24 protein-coding genes are annotated in these 26,420 nt (G+C 64.3%); 7 read left to right on the top strand and 17 right to left on the bottom strand.

Annotated features, from left to right (window positions below; translation table 11 throughout):
• Positions 1–68: 68 nt before the first annotated feature.
• From NKH71_RS19785 to NKH71_RS19760, 6 genes are read right to left on the bottom strand one after another with little or no spacing between them, the layout of a single operon-like run.
• Complete coding sequence (locus tag NKH71_RS19785) at positions 69–530, bottom strand: MarR family winged helix-turn-helix transcriptional regulator (RefSeq protein ID WP_352484337.1); 462 nt, start codon at positions 528–530, stop codon at positions 69–71.
• Positions 527–1,111, bottom strand: a complete 585-nt coding sequence (locus tag NKH71_RS19780) for an amino acid synthesis family protein (protein WP_023718173.1) — start codon at positions 1,109–1,111, stop codon at positions 527–529. The genes NKH71_RS19785 and NKH71_RS19780 overlap by 4 nt, the downstream gene beginning before the upstream one ends.
• Positions 1,104–1,979 (bottom strand): UPF0280 family protein, encoded by an 876-nt coding sequence (locus NKH71_RS19775; protein WP_352484338.1) that lies wholly within the window; start codon positions 1,977–1,979, stop codon positions 1,104–1,106. The genes NKH71_RS19780 and NKH71_RS19775 overlap by 8 nt, the downstream gene beginning before the upstream one ends.
• A complete protein-coding gene (locus tag NKH71_RS19770) occupies positions 1,979–3,520 on the bottom strand; it encodes a 6-hydroxynicotinate reductase (protein ID WP_352484339.1) in 1,542 nt (513 codons plus the stop codon). The genes NKH71_RS19775 and NKH71_RS19770 overlap by 1 nt, the downstream gene beginning before the upstream one ends.
• Positions 3,517–6,270, bottom strand: a complete 2,754-nt coding sequence (locus tag NKH71_RS19765; RefSeq protein ID WP_352790254.1) for a molybdopterin-dependent oxidoreductase — start codon at positions 6,268–6,270, stop codon at positions 3,517–3,519. Before NKH71_RS19765 ends, NKH71_RS19770 begins: the two co-directional genes overlap by 4 nt.
• Positions 6,270–7,130, bottom strand: coding sequence for an FAD binding domain-containing protein (locus NKH71_RS19760; protein WP_352484341.1), 861 nt, complete (start codon positions 7,128–7,130; stop codon positions 6,270–6,272). Before NKH71_RS19760 ends, NKH71_RS19765 begins: the two co-directional genes overlap by 1 nt.
• A 272-nt stretch (positions 7,131–7,402) precedes the next feature.
• Here NKH71_RS19760 and pncA point away from each other — a divergent pair, with 272 nt between their 5' ends.
• Positions 7,403–8,002, top strand: coding sequence for a bifunctional nicotinamidase/pyrazinamidase (pncA, locus tag NKH71_RS19755; protein ID WP_023718168.1), 600 nt, complete (start codon positions 7,403–7,405; stop codon positions 8,000–8,002).
• A gap of 40 nt (positions 8,003–8,042) precedes the next feature.
• Positions 8,043–9,470 carry a sodium:proton antiporter gene (locus tag NKH71_RS19750; RefSeq protein ID WP_023718167.1) on the top strand — a complete coding sequence of 476 codons (1,428 nt, stop codon included), beginning with the start codon at positions 8,043–8,045 and terminating at the stop codon, positions 9,468–9,470.
• Here NKH71_RS19750 and NKH71_RS19745 read toward each other — a convergent pair whose 3' ends face one another.
• The 8 genes from NKH71_RS19745 to gcvA form a co-directional block, all read right to left on the bottom strand.
• Entirely contained in the window at positions 9,471–10,190 is a 720-nt protein-coding gene (locus NKH71_RS19745; RefSeq protein WP_352484342.1) for an ABC transporter ATP-binding protein, read from the bottom strand.
• Positions 10,183–10,911, bottom strand: a complete 729-nt coding sequence (locus tag NKH71_RS19740) for an ABC transporter ATP-binding protein (protein WP_023718165.1) — start codon at positions 10,909–10,911, stop codon at positions 10,183–10,185. The genes NKH71_RS19745 and NKH71_RS19740 overlap by 8 nt, the downstream gene beginning before the upstream one ends.
• Entirely contained in the window at positions 10,908–11,870 is a 963-nt protein-coding gene (locus NKH71_RS19735; protein WP_023718164.1) for a branched-chain amino acid ABC transporter permease, read from the bottom strand. The genes NKH71_RS19740 and NKH71_RS19735 overlap by 4 nt, the downstream gene beginning before the upstream one ends.
• Complete coding sequence (locus NKH71_RS19730) at positions 11,867–12,748, bottom strand: branched-chain amino acid ABC transporter permease (protein ID WP_023718163.1); 882 nt, start codon at positions 12,746–12,748, stop codon at positions 11,867–11,869. Before NKH71_RS19730 ends, NKH71_RS19735 begins: the two co-directional genes overlap by 4 nt.
• 86 nt (positions 12,749–12,834) lie before the next feature.
• The gene (locus NKH71_RS19725; protein ID WP_352895284.1) at positions 12,835–14,139 is read right to left on the bottom strand and encodes an ABC transporter substrate-binding protein; all 1,305 of its coding nucleotides are present in this window, start codon (positions 14,137–14,139) and stop codon (positions 12,835–12,837) included.
• A gap of 163 nt (positions 14,140–14,302) precedes the next feature.
• Positions 14,303–15,745 (bottom strand): hypothetical protein, encoded by a 1,443-nt coding sequence (locus NKH71_RS19720; protein ID WP_352484343.1) that lies wholly within the window; start codon positions 15,743–15,745, stop codon positions 14,303–14,305.
• 168 nt (positions 15,746–15,913) lie between these two features.
• Positions 15,914–17,218 (bottom strand): nicotinate phosphoribosyltransferase, encoded by a 1,305-nt coding sequence (gene pncB, locus NKH71_RS19715; protein WP_352484344.1) that lies wholly within the window; start codon positions 17,216–17,218, stop codon positions 15,914–15,916.
• 192 nt (positions 17,219–17,410) lie between these two features.
• A complete protein-coding gene (gcvA, locus tag NKH71_RS19710) occupies positions 17,411–18,385 on the bottom strand; it encodes a transcriptional regulator GcvA (RefSeq protein WP_023722516.1) in 975 nt (324 codons plus the stop codon).
• A gap of 181 nt (positions 18,386–18,566) precedes the next feature.
• Between gcvA and speB the strand changes: the two genes are divergently transcribed.
• From speB to NKH71_RS19690, 4 genes are all read left to right on the top strand, one after another.
• The gene (gene speB, locus NKH71_RS19705; protein ID WP_352484345.1) at positions 18,567–19,628 is read left to right on the top strand and encodes an agmatinase; all 1,062 of its coding nucleotides are present in this window, start codon (positions 18,567–18,569) and stop codon (positions 19,626–19,628) included.
• A 138-nt stretch (positions 19,629–19,766) separates the two neighbouring features.
• Positions 19,767–20,576, top strand: a complete 810-nt coding sequence (locus NKH71_RS19700) for a transporter substrate-binding domain-containing protein (protein ID WP_352484346.1) — start codon at positions 19,767–19,769, stop codon at positions 20,574–20,576.
• A 6-nt stretch (positions 20,577–20,582) separates the two neighbouring features.
• Positions 20,583–21,251, top strand: coding sequence for an amino acid ABC transporter permease (locus tag NKH71_RS19695; RefSeq protein WP_023722519.1), 669 nt, complete (start codon positions 20,583–20,585; stop codon positions 21,249–21,251).
• On the top strand, positions 21,248–21,895 hold the full coding sequence (locus tag NKH71_RS19690; protein ID WP_352484347.1) for an amino acid ABC transporter permease: 648 nt from the start codon (positions 21,248–21,250) through the stop codon (positions 21,893–21,895). Before NKH71_RS19695 ends, NKH71_RS19690 begins: the two co-directional genes overlap by 4 nt.
• 16 nt (positions 21,896–21,911) lie before the next feature.
• On the opposite strand, the gene NKH71_RS19685 is transcribed toward NKH71_RS19690, so the two are convergent.
• On the bottom strand, positions 21,912–23,315 hold the full coding sequence (locus NKH71_RS19685) for an MATE family efflux transporter (protein ID WP_352484348.1): 1,404 nt from the start codon (positions 23,313–23,315) through the stop codon (positions 21,912–21,914).
• Positions 23,316–23,544: 229 nt separating this feature from the next.
• On the opposite strand from NKH71_RS19685, the gene NKH71_RS19680 reads away from it, so the two are divergent.
• Complete coding sequence (locus NKH71_RS19680) at positions 23,545–24,126, top strand: histidine phosphatase family protein (RefSeq protein ID WP_352548107.1); 582 nt, start codon at positions 23,545–23,547, stop codon at positions 24,124–24,126.
• A 14-nt stretch (positions 24,127–24,140) separates the two neighbouring features.
• On the opposite strand, the gene NKH71_RS19675 is transcribed toward NKH71_RS19680, so the two are convergent.
• Together NKH71_RS19675 and NKH71_RS19670 are read right to left on the bottom strand one after the other, a co-directional pair.
• The gene (locus tag NKH71_RS19675; protein ID WP_352548063.1) at positions 24,141–25,727 is read right to left on the bottom strand and encodes an FGGY-family carbohydrate kinase; all 1,587 of its coding nucleotides are present in this window, start codon (positions 25,725–25,727) and stop codon (positions 24,141–24,143) included.
• Positions 25,724–26,407, bottom strand: coding sequence for an HAD family hydrolase (locus tag NKH71_RS19670; protein ID WP_352895283.1), 684 nt, complete (start codon positions 26,405–26,407; stop codon positions 25,724–25,726). The genes NKH71_RS19675 and NKH71_RS19670 overlap by 4 nt, the downstream gene beginning before the upstream one ends.
• Positions 26,408–26,420 lie beyond the last annotated feature (13 nt).

The raw sequence follows: 26,420 nt of genomic DNA, 5'->3' as shown, positions 1-26,420 counted from the left end.
ACGAGGCTTTCCTGCCGGGCGTTCAGCGCCCGGCAGGAGTAACAACTAAACGCTCGGCAGGTGGCAGCTCAAGCCAGCTTGGCCAGCAGCTTCATGAAAATGGCAGCCTCCTTGGCGGAAAGCGGTGCCAGCGTTTCCTGCGTAATCTCGCGGGCAAGCGGAATCAGCCGCTCGATCGAGTCGCGCCCCTCGGCCGTCAGATTGACCAGCAGGCGCCGTTTGTCGACTTCGTGTTTGCTAAGTTCGACAAAGCCTCGCGCTTTCAGCCGGTCGATGACACCTTTCACCGTCGCCGCATCCATGGCGATCAGGCTGCCAAGCTGGTTCTGCGAGGTCTCGCCGACGTCGCGCAATTTGGCCAGGGCGGCAAATTGCGGCGGCGTCAGATCGGCGATGTGTGCGGCGAAGATCGAGACATGGCGCTGGTGCGCCTTGCGCAGGATAAAGCCGACCTGCTCCTGCAAGCGATAGTCGTTTTCGTCAGGTTCCTCGGCCTCGACCAGCTTGAGCAGATTGTCTTCGGCGCTCACCTCAGCCCATCCCATGCCTTGATGTCCTTGGCAGCCAGCCCGCCCATGCGGTCATGCACGCGCGGGCCGCAGGTCATTGCGAGGCAAAACAGGATCTCGTCGGGACGCGGGCCATCGCTGATGCCGATTTCCATGGCATCGAAATGGCTGCGCACATAGGCCGCGTTGATGTGGCCGAGCGGCACATCGAGCCGCGCGCCGAAGCCGCCGACCTTCTTCGACGACGGCACGATCGACTTGGCGTCGCCAAGCCGTTCGCGCATGGCATAGCCGCCCGGCACATGCCACAGCGCGCCATGCTCCAGCTCGCCCGCCGCGCCGACGATGGCACCCTTGCCATAACCGTCGATCTGTTTCACGTCGCCGCCCAATGCGGCAATGAGCCTGTCGGAGAGCAGCAGCCCGAGCGGCTTCAAATCCTCCATCGCGCTCTGCAGTTCCTCGACGTAACGGCCGGCGAACGGGTTCTTCACCACGGCCATGGCCGCGGCGCGGCGCCGCGGCACCTTCGCCACCGGCCCGCCTTCGTGAAAAATCTCTTCGGTCAGCACGGCGATCTTGCGGATCGGAAACTCAGGCATGGGCAATTTCCCTCTCTAAAACTTTATTGGCGAGCGCCATCGGACCTGCGATGCGCGCCTGACCGTCGAGGAAAAGCGCCGCGGCGGCAATCAGGCCGCGCCGCCGAAAGTCTTCCGCCACGGCAAGCCCGCTGTCCAACGCGGTAGCGATTTCGACGGCGGACAGTGGCCCTACGTCTTGCGTCACCTGTCGGTCGCCCAGATCGCTGTCCGGGGCGAGATCGCGCGCCCGTACGCGCGTAACGGCGGGATGACCGGGCAGATCGACGGCGTTGGCGATCAAGGTCGCGGCGGCGTCGGCTTCAGCACCCGTCCGCGCCAGCACGGTGACGGCGTCGGCGATGCCCAGCGAAAAGGACCGGCCGCGCCAGCCGCTTGTTGCGACGCCGCGGATCCCGTCTTCGGCGCGGATCGTGAGACGGTCTGCCAGTCCGTGACCTGTTCCGGCAATGGCAAGCGTCATCGACTGGCCGTGGCCGAGATGGATCGCGCTGTCGCCGCCATTGTTGACATAGGCGCGCTCGAGCCGGCGGCCGGCGAGCAGAACGCCAAGCACTTCGTCGGCTACCGAGCCGGCGACGGCCGCCATCGGCGTGATGAATTGTTTCGCTAGCGGAACGACCGCCGCTTCCATGCGACGTGCCGTCGGGCCGACAAACATGCGAGGACGCAGCGGCGCCTGGCGACGCAGTTCGGGCAACTCTTCGACCAGTTCGGGCAGGATTGTCTGGAAGCGCGTTGCCGCCTGATGATAGGCGGCGCGGCATTCGCTCGCCTCGCCGAAGGCCTCGACGATCAGATCGATCGGCCCATGATTGAGGTGAAGCCTTCGGCCGTCCTCGAGCCAATGCGCCTGCGGGCCGTTCATCACCCTGCCCCATTTGTCGTCGCGCGCCGCAGCTGCACCAGCGGCGGCCAGGGATTGTCGCGAGGTGCGGCCTTGCCGCGGCGCGGGTTGAGATACTCGCCGCCCTTGGCCAGGATATCGTCGACGCTGCGGATTTCGGCTTCATAGCCGCCGAGCCTGACATAATCGTCGCGGCGCATGGTGAATTCGATGGGCGCCACCAGCGCCGGCGTCGGGACATAGCCGAAGGCGCCTTCCGGCACGCGGATGACGTCGACCATCAGCGTGATGCCGCCGCCCGGCCAGACATAGACCGGCGCGCCGCCGACCGTCACATAGGTCTTGAGGCCCTGCACCGAGCGGGTCAGATTGACCGGGTTCTCGGTGACGCCGGCGCGCAGCGAGCCGCCGGCGCCGCCGACGAAAAGCACGGTGCAGAGCGCCGGCTCGCAATTGTCCTCGATCAGTTCAACCGACTTCCGCAGCCGCTCCGGGAACGGTTTCTGCACCGGCTTCAATTCGTCGTCGAGCTCGTAATAGGCGAATTGCTCACCGGTGGTCGAGACCATCAGCAGCGACATGCCGGGGCGCGCACCCTTTTTGGCGCTCCATTCACCAAGGATCGACAGCGGGTCGGAGATATTGGTGCCGCCCCAGCCGAGGCCGGGCTCCGACACCTTGAAATAGCGGCCCGGCGTCGAACGGCGGCCGATGATCTTGATGCCGGTATCCTGCCAGCCAAGCACCTTGCCCGCCTGATGCTCGGAGACGACGCCGGTGATGTGGTCGTCGACCACCACCACCTCGTCGACAAGGCCGCGCCACTGGGTGGCGAACATGCCTATGGTGGCCGAACCGCAGCCGACGCGCATGCGCTGCTCAAGTTTGCCGTCGATGACAGGCGGTTTGCCGGCTTCGACGATGACGGTGGCGCCGCCGTCGATGACGAGCTCGACCGGCTTGCGGTTGCACAGCCTGAGCATGGCATCACAGGTGGCGCGCCCTTCAGCCTTTGAGCCGCCGGTCAAATGATGCACGCCGCCCAGCGACAGCATCTGCGAGCCGTATTCGCCGGTGGTGACATGGCCGATCGCCTCGCCTTCGGCACGGACCGTTGCCGTTTCGGGGCCGATATGACGGTCGGTGTCGATCTTCACCTTGACGCCGCAATAGGAGAAGATGCCCTCGGTGACGACGGTGACCAGATCGACGCCCTCGACCTCCTGGCTGACGATGAAGGGCGCCGGCTTGTAGTCGGGATAGGTGGTGCCGGCGCCGATCGCGGTGACGAAGCGGCGGCCGGTGTTGACCAGTTCGCCGTCCCAGCCCTTGCCTTCCTCGGCAAAGGGCACGACCGCGCCGCCTGTCTCGGCCGCGTGGTCGAGGATGGTCAGCGGATCCATCCGCACGATCCTGCCGCCAACATTGCCGTAGCGATCGCAGGCGCCGGTGCGGCCATCGGCGATGTAGCACATGACCGGACAGGCATCGCACCGGATCTTCTCCGCCACCAGCTTCTCGCCGGGATCGTGTGTCTCGAAGCGTTCGGCAAGCTCGCTCATCGGCGCGCCTCCTTGTCGAGGATGGCGGCGCGGATGCGGGTCGGAGTCGCCGGAATCTTGGTGACCACCACACCGGCGGCATGGCGTATGGCGTTGAGGATCGCCGGCGCCGTCGGGATCAGCACATGCTCGCCCAAACCCTTGGCGCCGAAGGGTCCTTCCGGATCCGGAACTTCTATCAAGATGGTCTCGATCGGCGGCACGTCGCCGATCGTCGGGATCAGATAGTCGTGCAGGTTTTCGGTGCGGCCAGGGATGTATTCTTCCATCAGCGCCATGCCGATGCCCTGGGCGATGCCACCCTCGATTTGGCCTTCGGCAAGCAAGGGATTGATGGCCTTGCCGACATCGTGCGCGGCGGTGATTTTTATCAGCTTCACGGTGCCGAGCCTGAGGTCGACCTCCAGTTCGGCGATCTGGGCGCCATAGCCATAGACGGCGTAAGGCTTGCCCTGACCTTTTGCATCGAGCGGCTGCGTCGGCGGGTCGTAGCTTTCCTCGGCCCGGAAGACGAATCCTTCGGCGTCTGCCTTCAGCGAGGAAAGATCGATGCGGCGCGTCGCTTCGCCTTCCCCGATGCTCAGACTTGTGCCGTCCAGCGCAATCGCCGCCTTTTCCGAGACATTGGCGAAACGCAAGATCTCATCGCGCAAGGCGCGGCCGGCCTTTTCGGCGGCCTTGCCGGTGACGAAGGTCTGGCGCGAGGCCGATGTCTTGCCGGCGTCGGGGGTGATCGCCGTGTCGGCGCCTTTCAGCCGGAGCTTTTCAAGCGGAAGCCCCAACGCGTCGGCGCAGATCTGCGCGATGACAGTGTTCGAACCTTGCCCGATATCGACCGCCCCCTGATGCAGGACGACTTCACCCGATACCGAGATGCCGACCTTGACGGTCGACGGATTGGGCAGCGAGGTGTTGCCGCAGCCGTACCAGCAAGAGGCCACGCCGACGCCGCGTTTTTTGATGCTGCTACCGGCATTGAACGCTTCGGCATCACGAAGGGCACGCCGCCAATGTGAGCGGAGGGCCTCCAGGCAGTCGGCGATGCCGACGCCTGACTCGAGCCGCTGCCCGGTAACTGTTTCGGATCCGTTCCGAAGGCAGTTCTTCAGGCGAAAGTCGAGCCGGTCCATGCCTAGCTTGTCGGCCAACTCGTCATAGAGGGTCTCCTGCATGATCGTCGCCTGCGGCACGCCGAAACCGCGAAAGGCGCCGGCAATCGGGCCATTGGTGTGGATGGCGCGGCCTTCGGCGCGATAGTTCGGCGTCGCATAGGGGCCGGAGGCGTGCACCGGCACGCGGTTGGCGACCGTCGGCCCCCAGCTGGCATAGGCGCCGGTGTTGAAATCGCCGGCGAAGACCATGCCGGTGACGCGGCCGTCGGCATCGGCGCCGATGCTCGCTCTCATCCGAGCGGGATGGCGCTTGGTGGTCGAGATCATCGATTCGGTGCGGGTATAGGCGAGTGCCGCCGACCGGCCGGTTTTCATGGCGACGAGGCCGATGAGCGGTTGCAGCGAGACATCGAGCTTGGAGCCGAAGCCGCCGCCGGTGGCGGTCGGCACGATGCGCACCTTTTCCGGGGCAAGGCCGAGCACTTTTGCCGTGTCGTCGCGGTCCATATAGGGGGCCTGCGTGCAGGCGACGACGACCAGCGTATCGCCGTCCATGAAGGCATAGCCGGCTTCCGGTTCGATATAGGCATGCTCGACATAGGAGGTGTCGATGGCGCCGGAAACGACGAAAGCCGCACCGGCAAGGGCGGCCTCGGGGTCGCCACGCTCGACGAAGCCGGAGGTGAGCAAGTTCGAGGGCCGGTTTTCATGGACCAGTGGCGCGCCGCTGGCCTGTGCTTCGCAAGGGTCCAGACAATGCGGCAATTCGGTCCAACTGACAGGAAAATCGGCAAGGTCGAGATCGAGGATAGCCTCGCGTTCGCCGGCAACCAGGGCCACCGCCTCGCCGCGAAAGCGCGAAAATCCTTCGGCAAGCGCCGGCTGGTCGGCGAAGGGGGCAATGACGCCGAAACAATTCTTTCCCGGGATATCGGCGGCGGTAAAGACGCCGGCAATGCCGGGACAGGATTTCACCCAGCTGCCGAGATCGCCAAAAGTGAAAGCGGCATGATAATGCGGCGAGCGGACGACCAGCACTGACAGTGCATCCGTGGGGAAGGAATCGCCGCCGAATTTCTCGACGCCGGTGACTTTCGGCACGCCATCGAGGCGGATCGGAGAGGAGCCCACGGCATGGCCGGATCGTGGCAGGCGCGGATCGAGACCGTCGGCATGGCGCGAAGCATCCATCACCGCGGCGACGATCTTGCGGTAACCAGTGCAGCGGCAGAGAACACCGCCCAGTGCATCCTGCGTTTCGGCCTCGGTCGGGTAAGGCGTCCTGTCCAGGAGTGCCGTTGCGGCGACCAGCAGGCCGGGCGTGCAGGCGCCGCACTGTGCTGCGCCATGGCTGAGGAACGAGGCCTGCAGCGCCGACAGCCTGCCGTTGGCGAGACCTTCGACGGTCGTTACCACGGTGCCGGAGGCGGAAGCCGCCGGCGTCAGGCAGGCGCAGACCGGCTCGCCGTCGACCAGCACCGTGCAGGCGCCGCAATCGCCGGCATCGCAGCCGATCTTGGTGCCGGTCAGCCGCAGCTCGTCGCGCAGCACCGCGGACAGCCGTCGCACCGGCGGTACGCAAACGCTGACGGCGGCGCCGTTGACCTCGAAGGCGATGTTGGCTCGCTCCATGCCCATCAGGCCGCCGCCCTTTCGCCGGGAATAGCGCCCATCGCACCAAGCACGGCGCGGACGACGATCTCGCGCGCCGCATCCAGCCGGTATTCGGCGCTGCCGCGCACGTCGCCGATCGGCGACAGATCGTCCATTGGCGCGGATTGGATGGCAGTGGCCAGCGCGGGGCCGACCGGACGGCCGCGCAGCGCCGCCTCGACGCCCGCCAAGCGCCTGGCGACGACCGAGCAGGACCCGACGGCGACGACCGCGTTCCTGACGATGCCATCTTCGATGGCCAGGCGTGCGGCGGCCATGGCGATGGAGATGACGAGATAACGCCGTGCGCCAAGCTTCACGAAGGCGGAGCTGCCGGCGGTCGCGGGTTTGGGAATGCGGATTGCCGTGACCATTTCGCCGGGCTGCAGAGCGGTGCGACGGTTGCCGAGGATGAATTCTGCAAGGGGCAGATGCCGGGTCGCCACCGAGGAACGCAGTTCGACCTCGGCGTCGAGCACCAGCAGCGCCGGCACGCCGTCGGCGGCCGGCGAGGCATTGCAAAGATTGCCGGCAATCGAGGCAACGTTCTGGATCTGCACCGAGCCGACTTCCCGCGCCGCCTGCTTCAGCGCGTCGAAAGCCGCCGGCAGCGGATGGCGGACGAGATCGGTCCAGGTGGTGCGCGCGCCAACGAGCCAATGGTTCTCGGCTTCGGCAATGCCGCGCAATGCCGCCAAGCCATTGATGTCGAGGACATTGTCGCGGAAAGGCTTGCTGCCCTGTGCCGGATAGAAGTCGGTGCCGCCGGCGAGGATGCGCCATTGTCCTTCGCCCAGCAAAGCGAGGGCGTCGTCGACCGTGGTGGGTTTTGCGTAACGGATCACGCTTTGCCTTCCCAGAATGGACTTCCCGAGAGGGGATCCTGCCGAAAGATTTTCCCGAGCATGCAAGGCAGGAAATTCATTCGTATGCAAATGATATCAAGCCGGCAGGAATTGTCAAAGCCAGAGTTTGCACGGCTATGGGCACCGGTGCGCCCGGAACGCATTTGTTATGCCGTGAGAGGTTGACGCAGCCGGCCATCTGGTCAAGTTTCTGCGTCCGGTCGCGTTTTCATTGGAGCCTAAGCTCAAGACCAAGAAAATAAGGAGGCTCCATGGCCGACGAAGCGCTTGTCGTCATCGACCTGCAGAACGATTTCTGCCCGGGTGGCGCCCTGGAAGTGGCTGGCGGCGACGAAATCGTGCCGTTGGTCAACGACCTGATCCGGCGGACCGAGCACGTCCTGCTGACGCAGGACTGGCACCCTGCCGGCCATTCCAGCTTTGCCTCCAGCCACCCCGGCAAGCAACCGTTCGAAACGATCGATGTGCCTTATGGCCACCAGACGCTGTGGCCGGATCACTGCATCCAGGGCAGCCTGGGATCGGATTTCCATTCGGGCCTCGCCTGGAGCAAGGCCGAGCTGGTGATCCGCAAAGGGTTCCGTCCTGCGATCGACAGCTATTCGGCATTCTTCGAGAACGACCGGACGACGCCGACCGGCCTTGCCGGCTATCTTCGGGATCGGAACATCGAGACGCTGACCCTGGTCGGCCTAGCGACGGATTTCTGCGTCGCCTTTTCGGCGCTCGACGCGGTCAAGCTCGGTTTTGAGACGTCCGTGCGGCTCGACGCCTGCCGCGGCATCGATCTCAACGGCTCCGTGGAGAGGATGCTGGGCCGGATGCGCGATGCCGGCGTGGCACTGATTTGAACGTCATCCAGCCGAACCTGACAGACTTTTGAGGGGCTCCATGCGGTTTGCGGCGTTGACGGCAAGTGCTGCACTGATTGCCGCAATCTTTTCTCCGGGAGCGGTTCTCGCGGCCGAAGCGCACGAATTGCCGGGCGCCGCCATGTCGCTGTGGTGGGTGCTGCCGTTTGCCGGGCTATTGCTTTGCATCGCGACCGGGCCGTTGCTCTTCCGTCATGCCTGGGAGCACCATTACGGCAAGATTGCCGCTTTCTGGGCAGCGTTGGTGATCGGGCCGCTGGCGCTCGCCTTCGGCATCCCGTCGGCAACGCAGGCGGTGCTGCACGCGCTGCTCACCGAATACATGTCGTTCATCATCCTGTTGTTCGCACTGTTCACCATTTCGGGCGGCATCTTCGTTGCCGGCAACATCCACGGCACGCCGCTGGTCAATGCCGGGCTGTTGCTGGGCGGCGCTGTGCTTGCTTCGATCATCGGCACAACCGGCGCCTCGATGATCCTGATCCGGCCGCTCATCCGCGCCAACGACAACCGGCGCTTCAACGCCCATGTCGTCATCTTCTTCATCTTCCTGGTGTCCAACATCGGCGGGTCGCTGACGCCGCTCGGCGATCCGCCGCTGTTCGTCGGCTTCCTGCGCGGCGTCGATTTCTTCTGGACGACAGTTCACCTGTTGCCCGAGACACTGTTCGTCGCCGGCGTGGTGCTGGCGGTTTTCCTGGCGATCGACATCATCATGCATCACCGGGAGGAAGGCGCGCCGAAGATCAAGGATCCGACGCCCGACAGCAAGGTGCGCATTCGCGGCCTGGCCAACATCCCGCTGCTGGCAGGGGTGATCGCCGCGATCCTGATTTCCGCTGCCTGGAAGCCGGGAGTGAGTTTCTCTTTTCAGGGCGTCAGCCTCGAGCTGCAGAATCTGGTGCGCGACGCCGCCATCCTGATACTGGCCTTCACGTCGCTTGTCGTCTCGCCAAAGGAGTTTCGCGGCGCAAACGCCTTCAGCTGGGGGCCGATTGCCGAGGTGGCGAAGCTGTTCGCCAGCATCTTCATCTGCATCGTGCCGGTCGTCGCCATATTGCGGGCCGGCCTCGACGGCGCGCTGGCGCCGTTGGTGCTGCTGGTCAGCTCGCCGACCGGCGCGCCCGACAATCTCGCTTATTTCTGGCTGACCGGGGCGCTGTCGTCCTTCCTCGACAATGCGCCGACCTATCTGGTGTTCTTCGAGCTGGCCGGCGGCGATGCGCAGCATCTGATGACCGAGCTCGCCTCGACGCTGGCGGCCATCTCGGCCGGCGCGGTGTTCATGGGTGCCAACACCTATGTCGGCAATGCGCCGAATTTCATGGTCTATGCCATTGCCAGGCATCGCGGCATCAAGATGCCGAGCTTCTTTGGCTACATGGCGTGGTCGGGCGCCGTGCTGATCCCGACTTTCCTGCTCGCCGGCTTGCTGTTTTTTGCCTGATCAGCCGACGCCGACATAGCGGCGGACCGCCGAGGGATCAGCACGCAGTTCCTCAACGTCGACCGTCTCGCGGTTGCGGCCGTTTTCGATGAAGCAAACGCGGTCTGCGACCGAGAGCACGGCATCGACGCGCTGCTCGACAAGGATTGTCGACACGCCAAGCGCACGCAGCTTCGAAACGGTTTCGCGGATCTTGGCGATCATCGACGGCATCAGCCCTTCGGTCGGCTCGTCGAGTAGGAGCACCTGTGGTTCCAGACACAGGGCGCGGGCCATGGCCAGCATCTGCTGCTCGCCGCCCGATAGCGTGCCAGAACGCTGCCTAAGGCGCTGGCGCAGCAGCGGGAAGAGATCGAGCACGTTTTCGCGCGTCGCCTTGCCCTTGTTGCGGGCCATCAGGCCGATCTCGATGTTTTCAGCCACCGTCATCTCGGCGAACAGCCGCCGGCCCTGCGGCACATAGGCGACGCCGGCCTTGGGCACCTCGTGCGCCGGCAGGCCGGTCAATTCCCGCCCTTCGAGCCGGATCGAGCCGGCGCTTGCCGGCACCAGGCCCATGATCGCCTTCAGCGTCGTCGTCTTGCCGGCGCCGTTGCGGCCGAACAGGCAGAGCACCTCGCCCTCGCTCAAGACGAGATCGAGGCCATAGAGCACCTGGACCTCGCCATAGAAGCAATCAAGCCCGGAGATCGTCAGTGCCCTGGACTGGGCCTCAGCCATGGGTCGTCCCCAGATAGGCGTCCTGCACCGCGGCATTGGCGCGGATCTGCTCGGGCGTGCCTTCAGCTAAAATCCTGCCGGCGTTGAAGACGGTGATGCGGTCGGCGAGCTGCATGACCACCGGCATGTTGTGCTCGATCAAAAGCACGGTGGCGCTATCGGCGATCTCGCGCACCAGTTCGATGAAATTGTCGATCTCGCTGTCGGCCAGCCCTTGCGTCGGTTCGTCGAGGATCAGCAGCCGCGGCTTCAGTGCCAGCCCCATCGCCACTTCCAACAGGCGCTGGTGACCGTAGGACAACTGCCCGGCCGGCATTTGCGCCCAGTCGGCAAGTCCGGTGCGCTCGAGCGCCGCCATGACGCCGGTGTGAACCGCGCCCTTCGAGCGGCTGTCGGTCAGCGTGCGCTGCACCGGCAGGGCAACATTGTCGTAGGCGCTGAGATTGGCAAAGACGCTGGTGATCTGGAATGTATAGGCGATGCCAAGGCGAACCCTGGCGTAGGCAGGCAGGCTGGTGATATCGGCGCCGTCGAAGATGATCGTGCCCGACGAGGGCTGGATGCGGCCGCTGACCAGGCTGACGAAGGTGGTCTTGCCGGCACCGTTGGGGCCGATGACAGCGCGGATCTCGCCCGGCATCAGCGCGAAGTCGACGCCGTCGACGGCGCGCAAGCCGCCGAAACTGCGCGACAGGTCTTTGGTGGTCAAAAGCGGCATCATGGCAGCCATCCGAGCCAGCGCTGGCGAATGCTGCCGAGAATGCCTTTTGGGAAAAACAAAACCAGCAGGATCAGCGCGATGCCGACGATCAGCAGATAGGCGGAGGTGTAGCCGCTAGCGACGTCGATGACATAGTACATGAACAGCGTGCCGATCAGCGGCCCGAGCGTGGTGGCAGCACCGCCCAGCAGCACCCAGAGCAGCGGCAGGATGGAATACTGCACCGAAGCGAAGCTCGAGCCGACATAGCCGAACAGCAGCGCATAGGCGGCGCCGGAACCCGCGCAGATGGTGCCGGAGACGATGACGGCGGCGAGCTTGTTGGAAAACGTATCGTAGCCGAGCATTTTTGTCCGCTCCTCGTTCTCGCGGATGGCGACCAGCACGCGGCCATAGCCGGAGCGGACTATGGCCAGGCTTATAAGCAGCACGATCGAGAACAGCGCCAGCGCGCTCATATAGCGCACGGTCGGGTTGGTGAGGTCGAGCGACGTGCTGCCCAGGACAAGGACACGCATCGACTGCGGTACGACCATGCCCTGGTCGCCGCCGGTCCAGGCGGCGAGATAGAGGATGACGAGATAGAATACCTGAGCGAACATCATTGTTACGATCATGAAGGCGACGCCGGAGGTGCGCAGCGCCAGCAGCGCGATCACCAGCGCGAGAAGTGCGCCGCAGGCAAGCCCGGCTGCAAAGGCGGCCGATACGCTCCAGCCGAGATGAATGACGGCGAGGCCGGCGCCATAGAGCCCGGCTGAAAAAAACATGGCATGGCCGAGGCTGAGCAGCCCGACATAGCCGAACAGCAGATTGTAGCCCATGGCGAAGACCGCCAGCACCATGATGCGAGCGAGCAGGCCGTGATGGTATTCCGGCAAGACGAAGCTCAGGGCGAAAAGCAGGGCGATGACGCCGAGGTGCAGCGCATATGGCTTTGCCGGCGAAGCATCCTTCATCGCGATGCCGTCCCGAACAGGCCCTGCGGCCGGAACACCAGCACCATGGCGACGAGCAAGGTGGCGATGATCTTGGCCAGCGTCGGTGAGAAGAACACCGAGATGATGCCGTCGGAAAGGCCGATCAGCACCGCGGCGACGACCGTGCCGCGCAGCGAGCCGAGGCCGCCGATGATGACGACGATGAACGACAGCAACAGCGGGTCTTGTCCCATCAGATAGTGGGCCTGGCTGATCGGCACGATCAGCACCGCGGCCACAGCCGCCAACATGGCGCCGAGCGCGAAGACGCCGGCATAGACTCTGGTCACCGGAATGCCAAAGGCCTGCGCCGTCTCGCTGTCATATTGCGTGGCGCGCATGATGAGGCCGATTTTCGTGCGCGTCAGCACCAGCCAGGTCGCGACCAGAAGCAGCGCGGATGCGGCGATGATCGACAGCTTGTAGCCGGAATAGCCGAACCACGGCAGGAGGATGCGGTAGCTGAACGGCGGCTCCACAGGCCGCGCCTCCGGGCCGTAGAAGGTCAGCGCCAATTGCTGGATGATGTAGAGCATGCCGATGGTGGCGACGATGGTGGCTTCCGGATTGTAGTTGAGCCGGCGCAGGACCAGCCGTTCGGCGAGCAGTGCGATCAAGCCGACGATCAGCGGCGCCAGCACCAGGGCGGCCAGGAAGCCGAGCGCCGGATGGCCGGATATCGCCGTAGAAATCGCCCAGGCAAGCACCGCGCCCAGCATGAAGAACTCGCCATGCGCGACATTGACGACGCGCATGACGCCGAACACCAGCGACAGGCCAAGCGCCGTCAGCGCCAGGACGGCGGAGGTGACGAGGCCTTCGAGGGCGGCGAGGAGCAGGTGGGGTCCGAAGTGCATCGGCTAAGCACCGGCGGATGCGCGAAGCACCCCCCTCTGGCCAGAGGGGGGTGTCTTGGCGCTCACGCTTGCTGCAGCAGCCAAGCTCACAGCGCCTGCGTCGTGTAATCCCCTTCCGGCTCGTAGAGGCCGTCCTCGATCTTGGTCTTGTGGACGACATTCAGCCGGCCGCCTTCGACCTTGGAGATGTTCTGGATACCAAAACACTGGTGGATCTTGCCGTTGAAGGTTTTCGGTCCCTGCGGATGCTCGGGCCCCTCGGCGAACTCGGTCAACGCCTCGGTCGCCTCGACCAGCTTGGCGCGGTCTTCCGGGCCCTTATAGCCGGCATCCTCCATCGCCTTCTTGACGACGTAGAGCGTTTCCCAGCAGCCGAACATGTGCGCGGCGGTGGAGACGTCCTTGGGATCGCCGACAGATGCACCATTGTCGTCGATGCCGACGGCGGCACGATAGGCCTTCTGTGCAGGGGAGTCATCGGGCTGCGCATAACGTGGCGAGCCTTCCCAGAAATGGCTGCCGTCGAGGAATTCGAGGCCGGGGCTGTTGATGTCGGTGACTTCGAGCGAATCGATGAAGCCGAACAATTGCGGCCGGTTGGAGCCGTAGAACTCGCCGAGTTCCTTGACGAAGGTGAGCACCGCCGGGCCGACCATGACGTGGTAAATCACCTCGGTCTCGGCCGGGATCTGCGGAAAATATTTGGTGAAGGAGGATTCCGTCGGCGGGATGGCGATCTGCGCGATGACCTCGGCGCCTTGCGCCTTCAGCGCCGGCGGCAGGTAGTCGCGATGATCGTAGCCGAAAGCGAAATCGGGGAATATCTGCGTCACCTTCTTGCCGGCATTGGCGGCAATCCACGGCGCCATCGACTGGATCTGGCTCTTCACGTCGGTGATGCCGGGCTGGAAGACGTAGCGGTTCAATTTGGTCGACGCGACGTGGTGACCTTCACTGACGACGAAATAGGGCATCTTGGCCTCGCCGGCGGCCGGCGCCGAGCCGATGACGACATGCGAAAACAGCGTGCCGTAGACGATGTCGGTCTTGTGCTGGGAGGCGAATTTGCCGACCACTTCGGCGCCCCGGCCGGGATCGGTGCCGTCATCCTCGATGATCACCTCGACCGGCCGGCCGTTGATGCCGCCGGCATCGTTGATCGCCTTGACCGCCGCGGCCGTGGTCTTCTCGTACCAGCGGCCATAGGCGGCGCCGATGCCGGTGCGGTGCGACTGGAAGCCGATCTTGATCGGCGCCGAGCTCTGCGCCTGGCTGTAGCGCACGAAGCCCGGCGCGACGGCAAGACCGGCGCCGGCGGCAAGGACCTTCAGCGCCGTGCGGCGGGTGAGAGCGGATCTGGAGAGATCGAAAAACCCATTCTTGTCAGTCACGGCAGTTCCCCTTGTTTTTGAGCTTTGACCAATGGCTGTAGCGAGGCGGGCCACTCTTGCTAAGAGGGCCGAAAATTGCATGTGTACAAACTAAATCACCAAAGCTCTGACGTGGCAAGCGAGCTTTCCCCAAGGTTCGATTGACGGGCATCGCGCATCTCGTTCACCCGGCGGTTGGCGTCGCAAGCAGCCACAAGCCGAAGACGGTGTAGGCGATCATCAGCGCGGTGAGCGGGAACTGGCTGAGCGCGGCGCGAGCGGGAACGGGATGCAGCCGCCCGGCCAAACCGTGGGCGACAAGCACTGCAAACATGTGACCGGCTATGATGACGCCGGCCTGGAGGTTCCACAGCCACCAGGCCGAGCCGGCGCCGGCGACGACGCCGGCTTCAATTGGCATGTCGGCGGTACCGAACAGGTTCCAGCCCAGCGCAAACGGGTCGGAGAGCGCGGCAATCGCATATTGGCCGTCGACCAGCAGCGCCGTCAGATAGTGCGCGAAGTGGTAGGCGAGCGCGATCGGCACGATCGACCGGACCAGCAGCCCTGCGGCGTGAGCGAGGGAATGCTTGCTGCCGGCAAGGTGCTGGCCAAGAAAGACGGCAAGCGCGAACACGGCCGCAAGCACAACAAAGGTCAGCACAAGGCCGAAACTGCCGATGCCGATCAAGGCGGTGCGTCCCGGAAACTCCAGCGGATTGATGCCGAACCGGCCTAGCCAGAAGAAGGTTTTCGACAGGCCGTCGAAGGATACCGACGACAGCGCAAGCAGCAGGAAAGCGACGCCGCTGAGCGACAGCGGCGCAACCTCGAGCAGCTTAGCGCCCGGCCAGCAGAGTTTGAGCCGGCCGTCCTCGTTGCGTTCGACAATGGCGAAGCGCGCCACCATCGAAAAGAACACTGTCAGGAACTCACCGCTGCGGGTCCAGCCGCGGTAGCCGAAGACCTGCATGGCCGCGAAGCTTAGCAGCCAGTAGACGCCGGCGGCCCAGGCCAGCCGCGCCGGGTCATCGGGCGCCGGGTCGATCAGCTCGAACCAGGCGAAGGCGAAGAACAGCACGAAAGCCGGCCAATAGCCGAGCCACTGGGGCGGCCGCCGTGGCTCGGTTCTGTCGGACAGGCGCGAGACGACGCGGCAAGGCCCGTACCACGGATTGAGCCACGACCAGAGATCGCCGCCGAGCCCTTGCAGCAAAGCCAGCCCAACCCAGAGCAATGTCCATACGGTCAGCGGCAGCGGATTGGAGAGCGGATCGCGGCTACCGAACAGGCCGGCGGCAATGAGAATTGCAAAGCCGGCAAAGGATATCAGGCTGACGGCAGTCCGCGCGCCGTCGCCGAAGGTGAAAAGCGGCAGGCGTTTGTGCCAGAAGCGGTCGAGGGAGTCCGGCCGCAGTAGCGCCAGGACAAGGAAACTGGCGGCGACGGCGAGCGCGCCACCGGCGAGGTAGTAGCCGGTGGGAAGCAGTAGCACGTAGCCGCGGTCGGAGGCATGGGCGAAGGCGGGCGCGGGTGACAGGAGAGCCACCGAAGCAACGAGGCCGGGAAAGGGCCTGATTGCAGAAATGCAGCGCTCTGCGGCGCCCCCCTCTGTCCTGCCGGACATCTCCCCCACTTGGGGGGAGATCGGCGGTTCCGCCGTCGGCTCTCCTTCTGCAACTTTAGCGATTGGCGAAAGCAGCAATGAGGGCGCAATCTCCCCCCTCGTGGGGGAGATGTCCGGTAGGACAGAGGCGGGCGAGAAGGAACTCATACTACGCAAGAGTTCCCTACCTCACACCTTCACCAACTGCTCCACGCGGTCCTTCTGGCCGAAAATGCGCAGATAGCGCTCGATCTCTTTCTCGTCGCCTGTCGACTTGGCCGGATTGTCGGAAAGCTTGACCGCCGGCCTGCCATTGGCCTCGGTGACCTTGCAGACCAGCGAGATGGCGTCGAGCCGGTTGGTCTCGGTCGGTGCGCAGCCTTCGAAATCATTGGTCAGGTTGGTGCCCCAGCCGAAGGACATGCGCACCTTGCCGCGGAAGTGGCGGTAGGTCTCCTCGATGGTCTCGACCTCAAGCCCGTCGGAGAAGATGAGCAGCTTCTGCTTGGGGTCCTTGCCCTTTTCGCGCCACCAGGAAATGATCTTCTCGCCGCCCTCGATCGGCGGCGCGCTGTCGGGGCGGAAGCCGGTCCAGTCGGCGACCCAGTCCGGCGCATCGCGCAGGAACGCCGCGGTGCCGAAGGTGTCCGGCAGCACGATCAGCAAATTGCCGCCGTAGTAGCGCTGCCAGTCCTGCAACACCTTATAGGGCGACTGCTTCAATTCCTTTTCCGAATTGGTGAGCGCGGCGAACACCATCGGCAGCTCATGCGCGTTGGTGCCGAGCGCTTCGAGGTCGTTGTCCATGGCGAGCAGGACGTTGGAGGTGCCGGTAAAGGCCTCGCCGATGCCCTCCTTCAACGCTTCGACGCACCAGCGCTGCCACAGGAACGAATGACGGCGGCGGGTGCCGAAATCCGAGATGCGGATGCCGGGCAGCGCCTTCAGCCGCTCGGTCTTGGCCCACATCTTGGCCTTGGCGCGGGCATAGAGCACGTCGAGCGCGAACGGCCCGAACGCCCGCATGGCCGCGCGAGATCGAAGTTCATTGATAATTGCCAGCGCCGGGATCTCCCACAGCGTCGTGTACATCCACGGGCCGCTGAAGGCGAGTTCGTATTGGCCGTCGCGCCTGGAGAGCTCGTATTCGGGCAGCCGGAAATTTTCCAGCCAGGCGAGGAATTCCGGTTCGAAGATCTGCTTGCGGCCATAGAAGGTGTTGCCGCCGAGCCAGATCATCTCTTTCTTCGAGAAGCGCAAGGTGCGGGCATGGTCGAGCTGCTCGCGCAGCTCCGTCTCGTCGATCTCCTCGGCAAGGCGGACCGAGGTGGTACGGTTGATCAGCGAGAAGGTGGCGTCGACCTTGGGATACATGCCCCAGATCATCTGCAGCATCAGAAGCTTGTAGAAATCGGTGTCGAGCAAGCTACGCACGATCGGGTCGAGCTTCCAGGTGTGGTTGTAGACGCGCCGCGCTATATCGGTCTTTGCCATCGCTCAATGCGCCTTCGCTGCTCGTTCTAGCTTTTGTCTAGCGCAATTCCGGACGGAAAACCGCTGCGCACTTTTCCTGGAATTGCTCCAAATGCCTCTTAGCATCGAATTTTTGAACGCGCCTCCCGCTTTGCGGGCTGGCCCGACAAAAAGAAGCCCCTGCGGCAAGCGGCGCCCACGGCAGTTTCGGCCTCAGGATGCGGTCTTGGCGCCGACCACCTTGAGCGCTGGACGCTTGCGGCGAAAGCCGATGCGGCCTGCCACCGGCGCGTCGGCGCGGCGATCGGCCTGCTCTTTCTCGGCAAACAGCCAGTCGATGAACAATTGCACGATCGGCGCCGACCGCATCTCGTTGCGGCAGACGACGTAGAAATCGTCGACGGCCGGCACGGAAAGGCTGAATGGCGCGACAAGCAGACCCCTGGCGAGCAGTCCGCTTGCCGTCACCGTGTCGCCGAGCGCCACGCCATGGCCGTGGACTGCGGCCTCGGTCGCCATGCGCGCGTCGCCGAGATGGTGGCGGCGGCCGCGCTCCAGGTCCAGCGCATCGGCGGCGGCCAGCCAGGTGTGCCATTCGCGGCCGTCGTCGCCATGCAGGAAGACGTGATCGGCGAGGTCGCGGACGGTGCGGATCGGGCGGTTGTTGATCAGCGTCGGGCTGACCACCGGGAACAGTTCGAGACCCGACCATTTGCGCATCCAGCAATCGGTCCAGCTGCCGTCACCATAGTGCACGCAGACATCGATATGCGGTGCGCGGACGTCCTTGGCATCATTGGATGGGATCAGCGTCAGCCGGATATCCGGATATTGCGAAGTGAAGCTGCCCAGCCGCGGGATCATCCACAGCAATAGCAGCGCCGGCACGCAGGATACCGATAGCGCGCCGGTGCTGGCCGGCCGTGTCATGCGCTGCGTGGCGGCGGCAATGCCGTCGAAGGCTGTCGACACCGCCGGCAGCAATTCGGCGCCGTGCGGCGTCAGCTTCACCCGCTGGCCGGCACGCTCGAACAGCTTGACGCCCAACGATTGCTCGAGCGCCTTGATCTGATGGCTGATGGCACCGTGGGTGACGTTCAGCTCGGCCGCCGCCTTGGTCAGCGAGGCATGGCGCGCCGTCGCCTCGAAGGCGCGCAGCGGGTTGAGCGGTGGCAAACGCTTGGCCATTTGGAACCTAAGCTCTGTGAGATTTTCTCACAGCGAACACCCTAACAATATCAATTGATTTTTCAATGCAGCTACAGGACACTTTGCCCAAGCATTGCATCAAGACGTGAAATCTGCAGGCAGCCAACGGCTGCGGCTATCGAGGCCGCCGTCCGCGCTGCACCAGCCATGGAGGACCGACATGGGTTATGACCGCGGCAAGCTCGAAGCGCTGCGCCGCAAATACGGCGAGAGCCATGGCGGCGAAATGTTCGACCCGAAATTCCAGCGTGTCGCCGACAAGATCTTCTCCAAGACCGGCACGCGGCTGGCGCCCTATTCCGGCATCCCGACCTTCCTCGCGGCGCCCTATCGTGAAATCGCCGCCGACAATCCGGATTTCGGCGATCTTCAGGTGGCGATGATCGGTGTGCCGATGGATCTGGGCGTCACCAACCGGCCGGGCGCCCGTTTCGGGCCAAGGGCGCTGCGCGCCATCGAGCGCATCGGCCCCTACAATCATGTGCTGGAATGCGCACCGACGCATGAGCTGAAAGTCGCCGACATTGGCGACGTGCCGTTCCAGAGCCGCTACCGGCTGGAGACCAGCCATGACGACATCGAACGCCGCACCAACCAGATCGTCGACGCCGGCGTCCTGCCCTTGTCTGTCGGCGGCGACCATTCGATCAGCCACCCGATCCTGAAGGCTGTCGGCAAGAAGGCGCCGGTGGGCATGATCCATATCGATGCCCATTGCGACACCAGCGGCCTGTTCGACATGACCAAGTTCCACCATGGCGGTCCGTTCCGCAACGCGGTGCTGGACGGCGTGCTCGACCCGAGCCGCACCATCCAGATCGGCATTCGCGGCTCGGCCGAGTACCTTTGGGAGTTCACCTATGAGTCCGGCATGACCGTGGTGCATGCCGAAGAGGTGACCGGCCTCGGCATTCCCGCCATTATCGAGAAGGCGCGCAGGATAGTCGGCGACGGCCCGACCTATGTCTCCTTCGATATCGACAGCGTCGATCCTGCCTTCGCGCCGGGCACCGGCACGCCGGAGGTCGGCGGGCTGACGACGCGCGAAGTGCTCGAGCTGCTGCGCGGCCTGAAGGGCCTCAATATCGTCGGCGGCGACGTCGTCGAGGTGGCGCCGCAATATGACGCGACCACCAACACGGCGCATGCCGGCGCGCAGGTGCTGTTCGAGATCCTCAGCCTGATGGTCTTCAGCCCGGCAATCACCAGCAAGGCGGGCTGACACGCTCGACCATGATCCCGAAAAGTGGGAACCGGTTTTCGGAGACGATCATGGTCCACTAGAAAATCCCAAAGGCGACCGCCGCGCTGGAGCCGGCGGTTACACTCACACAAACAAGCTTCCAGCAGGGGAACGACAATGACACTTCACATGAAACTCAAATCATCCATCGCCGCCGTGCTGATGCTCGGAGCAACCGGCTTTGGTTTCACTACCCAGGCCGCCAATGCCGACGCTATCGACGACATCACCAAGGCCGGCGCCATCAATGTCGGCATCTTTTCCGATTTCCCACCCTTCTCCTCGGCCAGCGCCGACATGAGCATCAAGGGCTACGACATCGACGTGGCGCAATCCATCGCCGACCAGCTCAAGGTCAAGCTCAATCTGGTCAGCGTGACCGGCCAGAACCGCATCCCATATCTTACCGACAAGCGCGTCGACCTGCTGATGAGCGTCGGCTATTCCAAGGAGCGTGAGCAGGTGATCGATTTCGCCGCCGCCTACGCGCCTTACTACATCGCCGTCATCGGCCCGGCAGCACTTGCGGTCAAAGGCAAGGAAGACCTTGCCGACAAGTCGATCGCCGTCAATCGCGGCACGCTGGAGGACACCTCGCTGACCGAGGCAGCACCCGCCTCGGCCGACATCCGCCGCTTCGACAACTACAATTCCGTCATCCAGGCCTTCATTTCGGGCCAGACCCAGCTGATGGTGGTCGGCAACGATGTCGGCGCCCAGGTGCTCGCCCGCCAGGAGGCGCTGAAGCCGGAACAGAAATTCCAGCTTCTCACCTCGCCATCGCATATCGGCCTCAACAAGAAGGAAGACCGCCTCAAGCAAGCGGTCAACGATGCGGTTGCCAAGATGCTGGCCGACGGCAAACTGGACGAAAGCTCGAAGGCCTGGCTGAAGACACCGCTCGATCCCGCCAATCTCAAGGATTGACGGCTGGTGACCTATAGCCTCGACTTCGGCTGGCTTGCCGGGGCGACAGGGGCGATCGCGCGCGGCGCGGCCACGACGATCCTGTTGATCGCCGTGACCACGCTGGCGGGAACGTTGCTCAGCATCCTCGGCGCCGCAGGGCGGCGGAACGGCCCGCTGCTGCTCAAGCGGGCGATCGGCGTCTATGTCGAGGTGATCCGCAACACGCCGTTCCTGGTGCAGCTGTTCTTCATCTTCTTCGGGCTGCCAAGCATCGGCGTGAGGCTCGATCCCGTGCTGGCAGCCATGCTGGCGATGACGCTCAACATGGCGGCGTACACGATCGAGATCGTTGGCGCCGGACTCGACGCGGTGCCGCCCGGGCAGACGGAAGCGGCAATGGCGCTTGGGCTCAGGCCGCGCCAGGTCTTCATCAAGATCGTGCTGCCGCAGGCGCTCAAGGTGATCTATCCGGCGCTGACCAGCCAGATCGTCATCATGATGCTGGAATCCGCCGTCGTGTCGCAGATCGCGGTGCGCGAGCTGACCTACGAGGCCGACATGCTGCAGGCGCGCACGTTCCGGGCTTTCGAGACCTATTTCGTGGTGACGGTGGTCTATCTCATCCTGTCGATTGGGCTGCGCCGTCTGCTGATTGGCGGCGGACGCCGGCTTCTCGGAGCCGGCGTATCATGATCGAATTCACCTTCTGGGATATTCTGCGCAACCTGCTGCTGGCGGCGCGCTGGACGGTGCTGTTGTCGTTGGCTGCCTTTGTCGGCGGCGCCGTGGTCGGCATGATCGTGCTGTTCCTCCGGATCGCCAAGAATAAATGGGCGCGCCGGTTTGCCTCCGGCTACATCGCGCTTTTCCAGGGCACGCCGCTGCTGATGCAGCTCTTCCTGATGTTCTTCGGCTTGCCGATGCTGGGCCTGCGCATCGAGCCGTGGACCGCGGCGGTGCTTGGCCTGACCTTCTTTGCCAGCGCCTATCTCGCCGAGATCTGGCGCGGCGGCGTCGATGCATTGCCACGCGGCCAGTGGGACGCCGGCGCCAGCCTCGGCCTGCACTATCTGCAGGAACTCCGGCTGATCATCCTGCCGCAGGCGTTTTCGATCACCCGCGCGCCGACCGTCGGCTTCCTGGTGCAGCTGATCAAGTCGACCGCGCTGACCTCGATCATCGGTTTCGAGGAGCTGGTGAGGACATCCAACGCAATCAACAATGCGACCTTCGAACCGTTCAAAGTCTACGGGCTGGTAGCGCTGATCTTCTTCGTCATGTGCTTTCCGCTGACGCAATACGCACGTTCGCTCGAGCAGCGGGCGGCGGCCCGCTGAGCGGGCGACCAGCAATTCAACGCCCGAACACCAGCGGCGGCGCGATCCTGTCCCGCCGCAGCCAGCGTCCCAGCAGGAGCGCGGCGACCACCGCCAGCCCGGACGACAGGCCGATCCAGATGCCGACGCCGTTGAAGCCGAAATGGAAGGCGAGCAGCACGCCGAGCGGCAGGCCGATGCCCCAATAGCCGATCGCGGCATAGATCATCGGTACCTTGGTGTCGTGCAGGCCGCGCAGCATGCCGCTGGCGACCGCCTGCGCACCGTCAAAAACCTGGAACAGCGCGGCAAAGGCGAGGAACGACACGGCAAGCGCCACCACCTCGGCATTAGCCGGATTGCCCAGATCGATGAAGGCGCCGATCAAGAGATGCGGCCACAGGATCATCACCAGCCCCATCAGCGCCATGAAGGAGACACCGACGACATACGCGGTCCAGCCGGCCCGGCTGACACCTTCCGGATTGCCGGCGCCGTGGGCAAGTCCGACGCGCACCGTCACCGCCTGGTTGAGGCCGAGCGGCACCATGAAGGTGATCGAGGCGATCTGGATGGCGATCGCATGGGCGGCAAGCGAAGCCGCATCGATCAGGCCCATGAGAAAGGCCGCCGCGTTGAAAATCGTCACCTCAAACGCCAGCAGGCCGGCGATCGGCAGGCCGAGCCGCAGCAGGCCCTTGAAGCGCGGCCAATCGGCCCGCCAGAAGCGTCCGAACAGACGATAGCGCCGGAATTTCTTCTCAAGCATCACCACCGCCGCCATGCCGGCGAACATTAACGTGCTGGACAGCGTGGTGGCGAGGCCGGAGCCGGCGATGCCCATCGATTGGATGCCGAGATTGCCGAACATGAACAGCCAGTTGAAAAAGGCGTTGCAGGCGACGGCAACGAAAACGATGATCAGTGCCCAGCCCGGCCGCTCCAGCGCCGAAATAAACGAGCGCAGGACGATGTAGCCGAAAAAGGGCAGCACCGCCCATTCGAGCCAGCGCAGATAGATGCCGGCCTGATGCGCCAGTGCCGGTTCCTGACCCATGGCCAGCAACACGGCCTCGCCGTGCCAGAGAAAGACCCAGATCGGAATGCAAATGAGGATCGCCAGCCACAGACCCTGGCGCACGGTGCGGCGCAGGTCGCGCACCGAGTGGCGGCGACGGCCGAGCTCGGTCGCCATCATCGGCGAGGTCGCCAGCATCAGGCCAAGTCCAAAGATCAGCGGCATGAAGTAAAGGTTGGCACCAAGCGCACCGCTGGCCAGCGTGTCCGGCCCCAGCCGCCCCATCATCATGACGTCGGTAGCGGTCATCGCGGTCTGACCGAGATTGGTCAGCACCATCGGCCAGGCGAGCGCCAGCATCGCCCTGATTTCCCGACGCCAAAGGTTTTCCGGCGCGCGAGCGTCGGCTTCGATCGCAGACATTTTTTCCGCCTATCCGATTGCGGCACGTCGGCAAGAGCCGGAAGCCGCGTCTCAGCGCGGAAAATGGCCAAGATCGGCCGGATTCCGCATTACGACGGGTTTGTCTATGAAATGGGCACCGGTGGCAAGAGGCTGACTTGCGGAAGGGTTAAGCCAGTCGGCTCAATGCAGGCTATTGGAGAGGCCATGGAAGCCGCTATGGTCACGGTGGATTCCTTTGAAAGGCAGCCTGATGAGCGCGTTTCCCGAAATCTATCTGGTTCGGCATGGCGAGACGGAATGGAGTGCGTCCGGAAAACATACCGGCCGGACCGACATACCGCTGACGCCGGCCGGCGAGGATGGGGCAAGGCGGGTCACTGAGCGGCTAAAGGGTCTATCCTTCTCGGCGGTGTGGTCGAGCCCGTCGCAGCGCGCCTTCAACACCTGTGCGCTGGCCGGCTTCGGCTCGTCAGGCGTGAAGAAGGACGATCTGGCGGAGTGGGATTATGGTGCCTATGAGGGATTGACCACCAAGCAAATCCTCGCCGAGCGTCCCGGTTGGCGGCTCTTTCGCGACGGCTGCCCGCGCGGCGAGTCCGCCACGGATGTAGGCTCGAGGGCGGACCGGATCGTCAGCCAGTTGCTCGAGGCCAGCGGCAATGTCCTGGTCTTCTCAAGTTCGCATTTCCTGAGGGTGCTAGCCGCACGCTGGCTCGGCCTGCCACCGCAAGACGGCGCGCTTTTCGTGCTGGATACCGCCAGCGTAAGCGTGATCGGTTATGAGCACGGCCTTGACGAACCGGTCGTCCGGCGCTGGAACCAGAGATAGCCGCCGATCCCGATCTATCGGATCGCGTCCAGCGCCTGCCTTTGCCGATGCATCTCGAGAAACACGCGGTAGTCGCGATCGAACCGGCCGGCGGCAGCCGGATTGGGCTCGCGCGTCCTGCCGCCTTGCTGCATGGCGACGCAAGCGGCGTTCAAATCGGGAAAAAGCCTGGCAGCGGTGGCGGCAATCATGCCGGTGCCGAGCAGCACCGCCTCGTCCGCCAGCGGCTCGACCACCGTGCATCCGGTGGCGTCGGCATAGAGCTCCATCAACAGCGGGTTCTTGGTGTGGCCGCCGGTGACGTGCAGCGTATCGATCAGATAGCCGTTTTCGTTCAGCGCTTCCAGCACATGGCGGACGCCAAGCGCGATGCTGACGGCGGTGCGCCAATAGAGCTTGCACAGGCTGTCGAAGGAGGAATCCAGCGTCAGCCCGCTGATGACGCCGACGGCATGCGGGTCGGCGAGCGGCGAGCGGTTGCCGTGGAAATCGGGCAGCACGTGCAGCTTTGCGGCGAGGTTGTCGCCCTCGGCGGTGCGCAGCTCGGCGACGCGGTGGGCGATCCTGGCATGCATGGCGGCATCCGGCTCGCCGCCGGCGCCATGCCAGCGGATGATGTGATCGAGCAGCGCGCCGGTGGCCGACTGGCCGCCTTCCGACAGCCATAGGCCGGGAAGGGCGGCGCCGTAGTAAGGACCCCAGACACCGGCGAAAGGCTGCGGATCGGGCGACATCGCCATGACGCAACTCGACGTCCCGGCGATCAGGGCCAGATGGCGGCCGATATCCTTCGCGTTGCCGGCGAAGCCTCCGAGCACGCCAAGCGCGCCGGCATACGCATCGATGACGCCTGCACCGACCCGGCATTTTTCGGTGAGGCCAAGCTCCGCCGCGGCTTGCGCGTTAAGCGCACCGATATCGGCACCGACCGGGCTTGCCTTTTCCGGCAGATTGCCGTGCTCGAAAAGGTCGCCGAGCCCGACGGCTTCGAAGAAGTCGCGCCGCCAGCCGGTCGCTTCATGGGCAAGATAGGTCCATTTGGCGGTCAGCGTGCATTGTGAACGGGCGAGCGAGCCGGTTGCCTTCCAGGTCAGGAAGTCGGTGAGGTCGAATAGGTAGCCGGCTTCGTTCCATGTTCCGGGCAGGTTGCGCTTCAGCCACATCAGCTTCGGCGTCTCCATTTCCGGCGACATGACGCCGCCGATATAGTCGAGCACGGCATGGCCGCTTTCGGTGCATTCGTCGGCCTCGGCAATGGCGCGATGATCGAGCCATACGATGGTGTCCCAGCGTCTTTCGCCTGATACCGACACGCTGAGCTGGCCGCCATGCCGGTCTCGCACCACCAGCGAGCAGGTGGCGTCAAAGGAGATGCCGACGATATCCTCAGCCTTCACGCGCGCCTTTTCGCGGGCAGCGCGGACGGCCATGCACACCGCCGACCATATATCCTGCGAATCGTGCTCGGCGTGGTCGGCTTTCGGCTGTTGCATGGCGATCGGGTGCTCGGCGCGGCCGAGCAAGGCGCCACCGGTGTCGAGAATGCCGGCACGGGCGCTTCCGGTGCCGACATCGACCGCGCAAACGAAACTGTTGGTCAAGGTGTTCTTGCTCTCGCTCCCAGGCCTGCAATCAGATCGGGCAATTGCAGCATGTCAGCGAATATAAAGTCCGGCTCACTCGACGCAAGCCGCGCTTTCAGTGCCGGGTTGCCGGTGTGCGAGCCCCCGGTGAAGGCAAGGACGCGCATGCCTGCCAGCCGCGCCGCTTGGATGCCGGCCGGGCTGTCCTCGACGACGAGGCAGTTTCGCGGGTCCGCTCCCATTTTAGCAGCCGCATGGAGAAAAAGATCGGGCGCCGGTTTGCCCCGCGCCACCATGGCAGCGCTGAACAAATGCGGCTCCAGCAGCCCAAGCAACCCCGTAACCTTGAGCGCATAGCGGATCCGCTCCAGCGTGCCGGAGGAGGCGACGCAGCACGGCACGCCGAGCTTCGGCAGGACCTGTGCCATGCCTGGCATCGGTTTCAGCTCCTGGCGAAACTTGCGCATCAGTTCGGAGCGCATCTCGGTCAGATGCTGGTCGGTGAGATCGAGCCCGAAGTCGCTTGCGAGGATTTCGCGGACGCTCTTCATGCTCTTGCCGAGGAAGTGCTCGTAGGCAACGTCCTCGCTGACGTTGCCGCCGGCAAGCGCGATCATCTCCAGCAATGCCGAGACGGACAGCATCTCGCTATCCACCAGCACGCCGTCACAGTCGAAAATGACCAGTTCAGGCGTCATCGCGCTGGATCGG

Source organism: Mesorhizobium sp. M0983 (genome assembly GCF_040318975.1).
Classification (GTDB): Bacteria; Pseudomonadota; Alphaproteobacteria; order Rhizobiales; family Rhizobiaceae; genus Mesorhizobium.
Note: the sequence above shows the minus strand (reverse complement) of the source record. Positions and strands in the feature narration are given on the sequence as shown.